This window comes from Zeimonas sediminis, assembly GCF_023721795.1.
Lineage (GTDB): Bacteria > Pseudomonadota > Gammaproteobacteria > Burkholderiales > Burkholderiaceae_E > Zeimonas > Zeimonas sediminis.
Map to the genome: position 1 here is coordinate 1,850,660 of NZ_JAMQYE010000001.1, position 12,223 is coordinate 1,862,882.

General features: G+C 69.8%; 11 protein-coding genes. All 11 read right to left on the reverse strand.

Annotated features, from left to right (window positions below):
- Positions 1–66 precede the first annotated feature (66 nt).
- On the reverse strand, positions 67–1,044 hold the full coding sequence (locus M6I34_RS08635; protein ID WP_272485290.1) for a cation diffusion facilitator family transporter: 978 nt from the start codon (positions 1,042–1,044) through the stop codon (positions 67–69).
- Entirely contained in the window at positions 1,041–2,129 is a 1,089-nt protein-coding gene (gene arsB, locus M6I34_RS08640) for an ACR3 family arsenite efflux transporter (protein ID WP_272485291.1), read from the reverse strand. Before arsB ends, M6I34_RS08635 begins: the two co-directional genes overlap by 4 nt.
- A gap of 21 nt (positions 2,130–2,150) precedes the next feature.
- A complete protein-coding gene (locus tag M6I34_RS08645; protein WP_272485292.1) occupies positions 2,151–2,657 on the reverse strand; it encodes an arsenate reductase ArsC in 507 nt (168 codons plus the stop codon).
- A gap of 8 nt (positions 2,658–2,665) precedes the next feature.
- Positions 2,666–3,142, reverse strand: a complete 477-nt coding sequence (locus tag M6I34_RS08650) for an ArsI/CadI family heavy metal resistance metalloenzyme (protein WP_272485293.1) — start codon at positions 3,140–3,142, stop codon at positions 2,666–2,668.
- 13 nt (positions 3,143–3,155) lie between these two features.
- Complete coding sequence (locus tag M6I34_RS08655; RefSeq protein ID WP_272485294.1) at positions 3,156–3,482, reverse strand: ArsR/SmtB family transcription factor; 327 nt, start codon at positions 3,480–3,482, stop codon at positions 3,156–3,158.
- A 155-nt stretch (positions 3,483–3,637) separates the two neighbouring features.
- Entirely contained in the window at positions 3,638–4,783 is a 1,146-nt protein-coding gene (locus M6I34_RS08660; protein ID WP_272485295.1) for an acyl-CoA dehydrogenase family protein, read from the reverse strand.
- Between the two features lie 2 nt (positions 4,784–4,785).
- Complete coding sequence (locus tag M6I34_RS08665; protein WP_272485296.1) at positions 4,786–5,964, reverse strand: acyl-CoA dehydrogenase family protein; 1,179 nt, start codon at positions 5,962–5,964, stop codon at positions 4,786–4,788.
- Between the two features lie 59 nt (positions 5,965–6,023).
- Positions 6,024–7,721: a potassium/proton antiporter gene (locus tag M6I34_RS08670; RefSeq protein WP_272485297.1), complete on the reverse strand. Its 1,698-nt coding sequence runs from the start codon at positions 7,719–7,721 to the stop codon at positions 6,024–6,026.
- Between the two features lie 67 nt (positions 7,722–7,788).
- Entirely contained in the window at positions 7,789–8,601 is an 813-nt protein-coding gene (locus M6I34_RS08675; protein WP_272485298.1) for a DUF547 domain-containing protein, read from the reverse strand.
- Complete coding sequence (locus M6I34_RS08680; RefSeq protein ID WP_272485299.1) at positions 8,598–10,778, reverse strand: FAD-dependent oxidoreductase; 2,181 nt, start codon at positions 10,776–10,778, stop codon at positions 8,598–8,600. Before M6I34_RS08680 ends, M6I34_RS08675 begins: the two co-directional genes overlap by 4 nt.
- 85 nt (positions 10,779–10,863) lie before the next feature.
- Complete coding sequence (gorA, locus tag M6I34_RS08685; RefSeq protein ID WP_272485300.1) at positions 10,864–12,219, reverse strand: glutathione-disulfide reductase; 1,356 nt, start codon at positions 12,217–12,219, stop codon at positions 10,864–10,866.
- Positions 12,220–12,223: the final 4 nt, after the last annotated feature.

The window sequence follows — 12,223 nt, forward strand, 5'->3', positions numbered from 1 at the left end:
ATTTCCGGGGCGGCATTCGACTGACTCACATGTCAGATGCGCGCGATCTCCGGCGCGCCGCAACCGTCAGCCGGCCCGGCTGCTGCACCCGCCGCGGCCCCGGATACCGCAGAATCTCGCCGCGTACGCGGCGTCCTCGGTCTGCAGCGTCGCATGGGTGACCCCGAAGCGCCCGGCGAGAAGCTCGTTCGCCTGCTCCAGCAGCGCCGACGGGTTCCGCCCATCGGTGACCAGGTGCGCGGTCAGCGCGCGCTCGGTGGTGCTGGTCGCCCAGACGTGGAGGTGGTGGATGCCGGTCACGCCGGGCAGCGCCGCGAGCTCGCGACGAATCCCGGGCAAGTCGACGCCCCGGGGCACGCCGTCGAAGAGCAGGTGCAGCGAATCTCGCAGCAGGCCCCAGGTGCCGGCCACGATCACCATCGCGATCGCCAGGCTGGTCGCCGGATCGATCCAGGCCCAGCCCTGCCACAGGTACAGCGCACCGGCGACCACGACGCCGACCGACACCAGCGCGTCGGCCGCCATGTGCAGGAAGGCGCCGCGGATGTTCAGGTCCGTGTGGCTGCCCGACATGAACAGCCAGGCAGTGACCGTGTTGACGACGACGCCGATGCCGGCCACGAACATCATCGTGCCTCCCTGCAACGGCGATGGCTGCTGCAACCGAGCGATCGCCTCCCAGCCCAGCGAGCCCATCGCCACCAGCAGCACGACCGCGTTCACGAAACTGGCCAGGATCGAGCCCCGCCGCCAGCCATAGGTGTGGCGTTCGTCGGAGCGCAGGCGGGCGGCCCCGAAGGCGACCCAGGCGAGCAGAAGCCCGGCCACGTCGCTCAGGTTGTGGCCCGCGTCGGCCAGCAGCGCGAGCGAGTCGATTCGCCAGCCGTACCAGGCCTCGATCGCGACGAATGCCAGGTTCAGCGCGATGCCGATCGCGAAGGCCTTGCCGTAGCGGGTCGGGACGTGCCCGTGGGCGTGCCCGTGCGCGTGCGCGTGCCCGTGGCCATTGCCATGACCATGCGTGTCGCGGGCCGGGCCGCTCATGCCGTGCGGTCTCCTCGTGTCTCACCCGGGTTCGCGCGAACCGCGACTCCGGAAACGCCAGCGGGAACGACGACTGGAAACCAGTGACGCGTCCGGTTCGCGATCGCCACCAGCGACAGCATCACCGGCACCTCGACCAGCACGCCGACCACGGTGGCCAGCGCCGCGCCCGAGCTCAGGCCGAACAGCGAGATCGCCACCGCCACCGCCAGCTCGAAGAAGTTGGAGGTGCCGATCATGCAGGCGGGCGCCGCGATGTCGTGCGGGAGCCTCAGCGCCCGCGCCGCCGCGTAGCTGATCGCGAAGATCCCGTAGGACTGGATCACGAGCGGCACCGCGATCAGCGCGATCACAAGCGGCTGCGACACGATCGTGCCGGCCTGGAAGCCGAACAGCAGCACCACGGTGGCGATCAGGCCCACCACCGACCAGGGCTTGAGCGCCGCCACGCCGCGGGCGAGCCGCGCCTGCCCCTCGCGCAGCCACAGCCGCCGCGTGAGCACGCCGGCAACCAGCGGCAGCACCACGTAGAGCACGACGCTGAGCAGCAGCGTCTCCCACGGCACCGTCACCTTCGTGACCCCGAGCAGGAAGGCGGCGATCGGCGCGAACGCGAACACCATGATCAGGTCGTTCACCGAGACCTGCACCAGCGTGTAGTTCGGATCGCCCTTCGTGAGCTGGCTCCACACGAAGACCATCGCGGTGCAGGGCGCCACGCCCAGCAGGATCATGCCGGCGATGTACTCGCTGGCCGACTGCGGATCGACCCAGGGCGCGAACAGGTGATGGAAGAACAGCACCGCGAGCGCGGCCATCGTGAACGGCTTGATCAGCCAGTTGACGACCAGCGTGAGGAGCAGGCCACGCGGTCGCTTGCCCACGTCCTTCACCGCGGCGAAGTCGATCTGGATCATCATCGGGTAGATCATCACCCAGATGAAGACCGCGACGACCAGGTTCACGTGCGCGAACTCGAGCCGCGCGATCGATTCGAAGAGGCCCGGAATCGCCAGGCCCAGGCCCACGCCCGCAAGGATTCCCAGCCCGACCCAGACGGTCAGCCAGCGCTCGAAGAGACCCATCGTGATCTTCCGTTCTCGTTTTCAGTTCTCGCCGATCGCGAGCAAGGCCTGCCGCAGCTCGGCGCGGCTCATGTCGCCGATCGGCAGCGCAAGCAGCTGCAGCATCCGGTAACCGAGCGCCTGCCGGGTGAGCTCGAAGGCGCGCAGCTTGCCGTCGTGGCCGCCTTCCGCATTCGACGGGTCGGGATAGCCCCAGTGAACCTTGACCGGCGGCCCGCCGGCGCCGCCGAAGAAGACCGGGCAGGTCTCGCCCGCGGCACTGTCGCAGACGGTGATCACGATCGAGATCGGCGGCGCGCCAGGGCCGGTGAACTCGTCCCAGCTCTTGCTGCGATGGCCGGCGGTGTCGATGCCCGCCCGGGCCAGCGCATCGAGCGCGAACGGATTCACGCGACCGCTCGGCGCGCTCCCCGCGCTGTATCCGCGGACCGGCTTGCCGAGTCGGCTCGCCCAGTGGTTGAGCATCCCCTCGGCGAGCACGCTGCGCGCCGAGTTGTGGGTGCAGAGGATCAGGACGTTCGCCGTCATCCGGACCCTCAGCAGCAGGACGACGAAGCCTTGACGGCCACCGCGACCGGCTTGCCGCCCGGCGCAACCGGCGCGCAGCAGGCTGCCTGCGCGGCGCCCGCCGGCTTCGCCTCGTTGAACACCGGGATGTCGCCCAGCGTCTTGAAGTGCTCCCAGGCGATGCCCTGCGGGTCGGTCACCCAGTGCTTCTCGCTGCGGGCGTAGCAGCAGGTGGTCTCGCCTTCGTCGAGCAGGGCCAGGCCGGCCGCCTGCGCGCGTGCCTTCATCTCGGCGAGCTCCGCCGGGTCCTCGGTCTGGAAGCCGAGGTGGTCGACACCGGGCTTCGTGCCGCGCGTCGAGATCGCGAAGTTGACGGCCGGGTCGTCGAGCATCCACTTCGCGTAGTCGGCCTCGACTCGCGCGGGCTGCACGGCGAACAGCACGGAGTAGAAACCGATGCTCTTCTGCAGGTCCTCGACGTGCAGGTGAACGTGAAAGCGCTTCATGGCAGTGTCCTCTTCAGCAGTCGTTGCATGGGGCGGCCGACACCGCGCCGCAGGCCTCGCCCTGGCAGCAGTGATCGGTCAGGTAGCCGATCAGTCCGTTCATCCGGTCGATCGACGCACGGTAGATCAGGTGGCGGCCTTCGCGTTCCTGCGTGACCAGGCCCGCATGGGTGAGCTCCTTCAGGTGGAAGGAGAGCGTGGACGGCGGCACGTCGAGCAGCGCCGAAAGCGCGCCCGGGGTCATGCCGGTATGGGCGGCGCCGACCAGCGCGCGGAACACGCGCAGGCGCATCGGCTGGGCGAGCGCGGCGAGAGAGGCGATGACTTCTTTTTCTTCCATGTTTCTAGTTTCGTGGAACCTTTAACCGCCGTCAAGTCTCCCGTCAGTTCGGTCTTCGCATTCTTGCGTGCCCGCTGGGCGCGCGGCACCCGACCTGAAACGACGACGGCCGCCCGAAGGCGGCCGCCGGCTGGCTCGTCGCGCCCTGTGCGGCCTCAGGCCGCCGCCGCGAAGCGCTCCAGGTGCTGGTCGACGTCGCCGAACTGCTGGGCGATCATCGTCAGGCGCTTGAAGGTGTGGGCCACCTTCATCTCCTGCGTCATGCCCATGCCGCCGTGCAACTGGATCGCCTCCTGGCCCACGTGCCTGCAGGCGTCGGACACCTTGATCTTGGCCGCCGAAACGATGCGCCGGCGCTCGGCGGCATCGATCTCGCCGCGCGCCGCGGCGTCGACCCTGGCGGCCGCCAGCAGGCAGATCGAGCGCGACTGCTCGGCGCTGATCCGCATGTCGACCATCCGGTGCTGCAGCGCCTGGAAGGAGCCGATCGGCACGCCGAACTGCTTGCGTGTCTTCAGGTACTCGAGCGTGGTGTCGTTGGCGAAGCGCATCGCGCCGACCGCCTCGCAGCAGGCCAGCACGGTGGCGAAGTCGACCGCCTCGTCGATCGCGGCGAAGGCCTTGCCGGCCTCCCCCACCAGCGCGTCGCCCGGCAGCTTCGCGCCGGCGAAGCTCACCTCGGCCGCGCGCAGGTTGTCGACGGTGCGGTAGGTCTTCATCGACACGCCCGCCGCCTTCGGGTCGACGACGAAAAGGCTGATGCCGTCTTCGTCGGCGGCCGCGCCCGCGGTGCGCGCCGACACGACCAGCAGGTCGGCCATCGGCGCGTGCAGCACGACCACCTTCTCGCCGTCGAGCTGCCAGCCGTCGCCGGCCCTGGTGGCCTTCGTCTCGACCTGCGACAGCGTGTAGCGCGCGGTGCGCTCGGTGTGGGCGAATGCGAGCTTCGTGGAGCCGTCGATCACGCCCGGCAGCAGCGCCTCGCGCTGCGCGGAGCTGCCGGCGCTGGCGATCAGCCGTCCGCCCAGGACCGTGGACAGGAAGGGCTCGACAACCAGGCCGGCGCCGATCGCCTCCATCGTGGCGATCATGTCGGTGGCGCCGCCGCCGAAGCCGCCGTCGGCCTCGGAGAACGGGATCATCAGCAGGCCCATCTCGGCCAGGCTGGCCCAGACCTCGGGGCTGAAGCCCTCGGCCGACCCGACGATCTTCTTGCGCGACTCGAAGTCGTAGCTCTTCTCGACCAGCCGGGCGACGGCGTCGGCCAGCTGTTGCTGTTCCTGCGTGTACTGGAAGTCCATGGTCAGAGTCCGAGTGACATCTTGGAGATGATGTTGCGCTGGATCTCGTTGGAGCCGGCGTAGATCGAGGTCTTGCGGAAGTTGAAGTAGCGCGCCGCGATCGACCCCATGAACTCGTCGAAGCCGTCGTAGTCGACCGGCTTGAAGCTCTGCGCCATCGGGCCCGCGACCTGCATCAGCAGCTCGGTGATCGCCTGCTGGATCTCGGTGCCCTTGATCTTGAGCATCGACACGTCGGCGCCGATCTGGCCGGTGCGGCGCATCTCGTCGACGAACTTCAGGTTGGTGATCTCGAGCGCCATCAGCTCGACCTCGACCCGCGTGACCTTGTCGCGGAAGCGCGGGTCCTCGATCAGCGGCCGGCCGTTCTTGGTGGTGCGCGCCGCCATGTCCTTGAGCTTGAGCAGCTCTCGCTTGGAGGCGCCGATCCGACCGGTGTTCAGCCGCTCGTGGCCCAGCAGGTACTTGGCGACCGTCCAGCCCTTGTTCTCCTCGAACACCAGGTTCTCGACCGGCACCTTGACGTCGTCGAAGAAGACCTCGTTGACCTCATGCCCCTCGTCGAGCAGGATCAGCGGCCGCACCGTGATGCCCGGCGTCTTCATGTCGATCAGCAGGAAGCTGATGCCCTCCTGCTTCTTGGCCAGCGTGCTGTCGGTGCGCACCAGGCAGAAGATCCAGTCGCCGTAGTGGCCCAGCGTGGTCCAGATCTTCTGGCCGTTGACCACGTAGTGGTCGCCCTGGCGGTCGGCCCGGCATTTCAGCGAGGCCAGGTCGGAGCCCGAGCCCGGCTCGGAGTAGCCCTGGCACCAGAAGTCGTCGCAGTGGTAGATGCGCGGCAGGAAGCGCTGCTTCTGCGCCTCGGTGCCGAACTTCAGCAGCACCGACGCGCACATCGTGGGCCCGAAGGGCGCGATCGGCGGCGCGCCGGCGTAGGCGTACTCTTCCTCGAAAATGTAGCGCTGGACCGGCGACCAGTCGGTGCCGCCCCACTCGACCGGCCACGACGGCGCGACCCAGCCCTTCTTCGCGAGGATCTTGTGCCAGCGCACCAGGTCCTCCTTCGAGAGCTCCTCGTAGTTGAGCACTTTGTCGCGCAGCTCGGGCGGGATGTTCGCCTGCAGCCAGCCGCGCACTTCGTCGCGGAACGCGAGCTCCTCGGCGCTGTAGTTCAGGTCCATGACGTCTCCATCTGTCGGGTCGACCGCAAGTTTAACGCGCGGGCCGGCGGCCCCGCCGGCTACCTGACCAGCTTCAGGCCGGCCTTGACCACCCGGCCGTCGGCGATCTCGCGCGCCACCAGCGCCAGGCCGGCCACCCGCACCTCGTCGCCCTCGACCAGCCTGGGCTGGAGCTGGCGCATCGTCTCGTCGAGCGAAAGCGACGCGTAGTCGGCCGGCGCTTCGCAGCCGTAGGCCGAGCACACGTCGGCCAGGCCGGCCGAACCGTCCAGCACGAAGTCGCCCCACGCCGCCCGGCGCACCGACGTCTCGACGCGGGTGAACATCTCCGACAGGTGGTCCACCTCGCTGTCGGGCGCGATGATCATCACCACGTCGTTCGCCTGCAGCGGGCCGGCCTCGGCGCCTGCCATCAGCTCGGACTCGCGCAACACGCCGACCACCCGCACCCCGGGCGGGAAGATCAGCGAGCCGAGCTCCACGCCGGACAGCGACGAGCGCTCGCCCACCGGGAACTCGAGCACCGCCAGCTGGTCGTTAGAGAGCGTCGGGCGCACCCTCGGCTCGTCGCGCGGCGGCAGCCCCACGCCGAAGCGCCGCGCCGCGAACGGCACCGACGCGCCCTGCAGCAGCAGCGAGCTGAGCACCACCACGAAGGCCACGTTGAACAGCAGCTTCGCGTCGGGCACGCCGGCCAGCAGCGGGAACATCGCCAGCACGATCGGGACCGCGCCGCGCAGGCCCATCCAGCCCATGAACCCGACCTCGCGCGGCGCGAAGTGGAAAGGCCACAGGCAGAGCCAGACCGACAGCGGCCGCGCTACGAACATCAGGAACAGCGACACCAGCAGCGCGGCGCCGAGGATCGCCGGCATCTCGCTCGGCGTGACCAGCAGCCCCATCAGCAGGAACATGCTCGACTGCGCGAGCCAGGCCATGCCGTCCATCGCCTTGAGCAGGTTCTCGCCGGTCCGGCGCATCCGGTTGCCCACGACCAGGCCCACCAGGTAGACCGCGATGAAGCCGCTGCCGCCGACCGAGTTCACCAGCGCGAAGGCGACCACCCCGCCCGAACAGAGCAGCAGCGCCGAAAGCCCCTCCCCGACCTGCGCCCGCTTCATGATCCAGGCCATCGCGCGGCCGAGCGCCAGGCCCAGCACCACGCCCAGGCCGAACTGCATCGCCAGTTGCGCAAGCAGCTGGCCGACGCCGAAAGTGTCCGGCGCCATCAGCACCTGGATCATCATCGTGGTCAGGAAGATCGCCATCGGGTCGTTGACGCCCGACTCGATCTCCAGCGTGTTGGCGACCCGCTCGTTGAGCCGGGTGCCGCTCGCGCGCAGCAGCGCGAACACCGCGGCCGCGTCGGTCGACCCGACGATCGAGCCGAGCAGCAGGCCCAGCCGCCAGTCCACGCCCAGCGCCCAGGCCGCGAACAGGCCGACCGGCACCGCGGTCAGCAGCACGCCGGCCGACGCGAGCACCAGCGAGGGCCTCAGCGCGACCCGGAAGGTCGAGAACTTCGTGCGCAGCCCGCCGTCGAGCAGGATGACCGCCAGCGCCAGGTTGCCGACGAAGAAGGTGGTGCCGTAGTCGGCGAAGCGGATGCCGCCGATGCCGTCCTCGCCGGCCAGCATGCCGACCACCAGGAACACGACCAGGAACGGGATTCCCTGGCGCGAGGAGACCGCGCCCAGCAGGATGCCGGCGAACATCACGAGCGCGCCGGCCAGCAGGACCTGGTTGACGATGTCCATCGCCGCGGATCGGCCAGGAAAGGGTGGGGAGGAGGAGGCCCGTCAGGATAGCAAAGCCGCGGCCTCGTCAGCGCGCGTCGTTCAGGGCCCAGTCGTAATCGAGGAACCCGATCCGGTAGTCGCCGGCGCGCAGCCTCGCCCGGTCGGCCTCGGCGTCGGCGAGCTGCTCGGCGTGCCTCGCGAACAGCGTCTTCAGCGAATCGATGCCGCGATGCCCCTGCTCGAAATCCCTGCCGTACCAGTCGAAGATCTTCGAGACTCGCAATACCCCTGCCGGCCCGTCGAAGCGGTTCCTTCCGCGGTCCGACAGGAAGCGCCGCATCGCGTCGTCGAGCTGGGCATCGAGGCGCGCCGCCGTGAAGGCCTCGTTGCGCAGCATCGGGCAACCGATCGACGCGCAGACCACCGCCACGTGGATGCGCGGATCGTCGAAGGCGCCGGGGGCGCGGATCATCTCGTGCTCGATCTCGTCGAGATGCCGGCTCTTTCCGAGAAGCGTGAAGAAGCGCTTCTTCCATGGCGACTGGAACAGGCTGCCGAGATCCTTGATCGAGCTCAGATCCGGATACTTCGTGAGGATCAGCTCGACGGTGAACGCGTTGTAGGCGTTGACCAGGAAAGCCAGGCGCTGCGCGCGGCTCCAGGCGTCGTACTCGGCCTGTCCGACCGCCGACAGCGAATCCAGATAGGCATGCAGGCTGGCGCGCTCGGCCGCGAAGCCCGCGTAGCGCACGGTCGAAGCGTTGCCGTCGGGCGCATAGACCACGTGGCGGGCGAGCAGTTCGTTCCACTGGCGATGCTCGTGGTCGAAGGCCGCGAGCCCGGGCAGCGACCACGCAGCCAGCAGTGCCAGCAGCCAGAGCCGGAAGGCGATCTTCATCGCGCATCTCCCGCGCCGGCCCCGCGGCGCCACGCGTGAAACCGCTCCAGCCAGCGCAGCACGCGCTCGGGCGCGTGCGCGCGCTTCCAGGCGCCGGCCGCGTACTTGTTCGCCTCGGCCAGCGTCGGATAGATGTGGATCGTGCCGAGGATCCTGTTCAGGCCGATGCGGTGCTTCATCGCGAGCACGTATTCGGCGATCAGGTCGCCCGCGTGCTCGCCGACGATGGTCACGCCGAGGATGCGGTCCTTGCCCGGCACGGTCAGCACCTTGACGAAGCCGTGCGCTTCCTCGTCGGCGATCGCCCGGTCGAGGTCGTCGATGCCGTAGACGGTCACCTCGAAGGCGATCCCCTTCTCCCTGGCCTCCTGCTCGTTCAGGCCGACCCGCGCGACCTCGGGCTCGACGAAGGTCGCCCACGGGATCACCGAGTAGTCGGCCCGGAACTTCCTGATCGGGTCGAAGAGCGCGTTGACCGCCGCGTACCAGGCCTGGTGCGAAGCGGTGTGAGTGAACTGGAAGGGGCCGGCCACGTCGCCGGCGGCGTAGATGTTCGGGTAGTTGGTCTGCAGGAATGCGTTGGTCTCGACGGTGCGGCCGACGCGCACGCCGATCTCCTCGAGGCCGAAGCCCTCCAGGTTGGCCGCGCGGCCCACCGCCACGAGCAGCGTGTCGAAGGGAATGCGGACCTCCTCGGCCGGGCCGGCACCGCGGCGCTGCGCGACCAGGACCTTCTCGCCGCCGTCGATCTCGAAGCGGGTCGCCGCGTGGCCCGCGAGCACCCGGACGCCCTCGGCGGCGAAGCGCTTCGCGACGATCTCCGATACCTCCGGGTCCTCGCGCGCCATGATCCGCGGCAGCATCTCGACCTGGGTGACCTGCGAGCCCAGGCGCGCGAAGGCCTGGGTCAGCTCGCAGCCGATCGGCCCGCCGCCGATCACGACCAGCCTCTTCGGCAGCTCGCGCAGCTCCCACAGCGTGTCCGACGTGAGATAGCCGACCTGATCGATGCCGGGAATCGGCGGCACGAAGGGCCGCGCGCCGGTTGCCACGACGATGCTGCGGGTGGTGAGCCGCTGCACGCTGCCGTCATGGCGCTCGATCTCGACCTCCCAGGGCGAAACGATCCGAGCGCTGCCCTCGACCACGTCGACGCCCAGGCCCGTGTAGCGCTCGATCGAGTCGTGCGGCTCGATCTCCCCGATCACCCGCTTCACGCGGTCCATCAGGTCGGCGAACTCGAACTCGGCCTCTGCGTGCCGCACGCCGAACTCATTCGCGCGGGCAACGTGCGAGAGCAGCTTCGCCGAGCGGATCAGGGCCTTGGACGGCACGCAGCCGGTGTTCAGGCAATCGCCCCCCATCCGGTGCTTCTCGACGAGCGTCACCTTCGCTCGCACCGCCGCCGCGATGTACGCGGTGACCAGGCCCGCCGAACCCGCGCCGATCACCACCAGGTTCCGGTCGAACCGGGCGGGCCGCTGCCAGCGCGCGTAGACCCGGCGGGCCTGGAAGAAGTCGAGCGCCTTGCGGGCGACCAGCGGGAACACGCCGAGCAGCGCGAACGAGCCCAGCAGCCCAGGCGACGCGATGCCGGCCAGCGAGTCGACCTGCGCGAGCTGCGTGCCCGCGTTCACGTAGACCACCGTGCCCGCCAGCATGCCGACCTGGCTGACCCAGTAGAAGGTCGACGCCCGGATCGGCGTCAATCCCATTGCCAGGTTGATCAGGAAGAACGGGAAGGCCGGGACCAGCCGCAGCGTGAACAGGTAGAACGCGCCGTCGCGCTCGACGCCGGCGTTCACCGCCCGCAGCCGATCGCCGAAGCGCGCCTGGACCCAGCCCCGGAACAGCGTGCGCGAGGCCAGGAAGGCCAGCGTCGCGCCGATCGTCGACGCGAACGAAACGATCAACAGGCCCCAGCCCAGCCCGAAGATCGCGCCGGCGGCCAGCGTCATGATCGTGGCGCCCGGCAACGAGACCGCGGTCACCGCCACGTAGACCAGGAAGAAGGCGGCAGCAGCGGCCAGCGGCCGCGAAGCCCGCCAGGCTTCGAGCTCGGCCTGCCGGGACTTGACGAAGTCCAGGCTCAGGTAGCTGCCGAGATCGAACCAGTAGTACGCGCCCGCGACGGCCGCGAGGGCGATGACGACGATCCAGCGCTTGTCGAGAGACATGGAGTCGGTTCCTGGGAGTCTGCGAATCGCGAATGCGCCGCCGAAGCGGCGCGCTCTCCATCAGACGCGATCGGCGCCGGCGGGATTACAGCAGGCGCCGCGCCGGCTCGCGCATCAGCACGAATTCCTCGGCGGCGGTCGGATGCACCGCGATCGTGCGGTCGAAATCGCGCTTGGTCGCGCCGCAGGTCAGCGCCACCGACAGGCTCTGCACGATCTCGGGCGCGTCGGCGCCCAGCATGTGCGCGCCCAGCACCCGGCCGCTCAGGCCGTCGACCAACAGCTTCATGTAGGCCCGCTGCTGGCCGCCCGAGAACGCGGTCTTCATCGGCCGGAATTCCGACTCGTAGACGTCGACCGGCCCCTGGGCGGCGGCCTGCTCCTCGGTGAGCCCGACGGTGCCGATCGGCGGGTCGGTGAACACCGCCGCGGCCACGACCCGGTGGTCGACCCGCACCGGCGCGCCGCCGAACTCTGTGTCGGCGAAGGCCCTGCCCTCGGCGATCGCGACCGGCGTCAGGTTGCGGCGATTGGTCAGGTCGCCGATCGCCCAGACGCCGGGCACCGAGCTGCGGCTGTCGGCGTCGACGACCACCGCGCCGGCGCGATCGGTCGCCACGCCGAGCGCCTCGAGCCCGAGGCCCTTCGTGTTCGGCCGGCGACCGGTGGCGTTGAGCACCGCGGCGGCACCGATCACGGAGCCGTCGATCCGCGACAGCTCGAAGCCGCCGGCCACGCGGTGCAGCTCGGCGAAACCGACGCCCGCGGCCAGCGTGACCCCACGGGCGGCGAGCGCGTCGGCCAGCCGCCGCCGCAGGTCCGCGTCGAAGCCGCGCAGCGGCAGCACGTCGCGATACGCGAGCGTGACCTTCACGCCCAGCCCCGCGAAGATGCTCGCGAACTCGACCGCGATGAAACCGCCGCCGATCACCAGCAACGACTGGGGAACCTCGGCCAGGTCGAGCACCTCATTCGAGGTCATCGCCTGCTCCAGCCCCGGGAAGGCATCGCGCGCCGGGCTTCCGCCAGTGGCCAGCAGGATGCGCGGGGCGCGGAAGCGCCGGCCGTCCACTTCCACCTCGCCCGGCGCGACCAGCCTGGCCCAGCCGCTCTCACGCGCGACACCGGAGCCCTCCAGCAGCTGGCGGTAGATGCCCTCGAGGCGATCGATCTCGGCCGCCTTGGCGCCCGCCCAATGCGCCATGTCGAAGCGCCCGCCGACCTCCTTCCACCCGAAGCCCTCGGCCTCGCGGAAGACCTGCGCGAAACCCGCCGCGTACATCATCAGCTTCTTCGGCACGCAGCCGCGGATCACGCAGGTGCCGCCGACGCGGTCGCCCTCGACGATCAGCACCTTCGCGCCGTGCGCGGCGGCGCGCCGCGAGGCGGCCACGCCGCCCGAACCCGCGCCGATCGTGATCAGGTCGTAATCGGTCTCCACCCTT

Excerpts from the sequence above, each read along its gene's own strand:
- M6I34_RS08635 (WP_272485290.1), bottom strand. The coding sequence starts at position 1,044 with ATGAGCGGCCCGGCCCGCGACACGCATGGTCATGGCAATGGCCACGGG.
- arsB (WP_272485291.1), bottom strand. The coding sequence starts at position 2,129 with ATGGGTCTCTTCGAGCGCTGGCTGACCGTCTGGGTCGGGCTGGGAATC.
- M6I34_RS08645 (WP_272485292.1), bottom strand. The coding sequence starts at position 2,657 with ATGACGGCGAACGTCCTGATCCTCTGCACCCACAACTCGGCGCGCAGC.
- M6I34_RS08650 (WP_272485293.1), bottom strand. The coding sequence starts at position 3,142 with ATGAAGCGCTTTCACGTTCACCTGCACGTCGAGGACCTGCAGAAGAGC.
- M6I34_RS08655 (WP_272485294.1), bottom strand. The coding sequence starts at position 3,482 with ATGGAAGAAAAAGAAGTCATCGCCTCTCTCGCCGCGCTCGCCCAGCCG.
- M6I34_RS08660 (WP_272485295.1), bottom strand. The coding sequence starts at position 4,783 with ATGGACTTCCAGTACACGCAGGAACAGCAACAGCTGGCCGACGCCGTC.
- M6I34_RS08665 (WP_272485296.1), bottom strand. The coding sequence starts at position 5,964 with ATGGACCTGAACTACAGCGCCGAGGAGCTCGCGTTCCGCGACGAAGTG.
- M6I34_RS08670 (WP_272485297.1), bottom strand. The coding sequence starts at position 7,721 with ATGGACATCGTCAACCAGGTCCTGCTGGCCGGCGCGCTCGTGATGTTC.
- M6I34_RS08675 (WP_272485298.1), bottom strand. The coding sequence starts at position 8,601 with ATGAAGATCGCCTTCCGGCTCTGGCTGCTGGCACTGCTGGCTGCGTGG.
- M6I34_RS08680 (WP_272485299.1), bottom strand. The coding sequence starts at position 10,778 with ATGTCTCTCGACAAGCGCTGGATCGTCGTCATCGCCCTCGCGGCCGTC.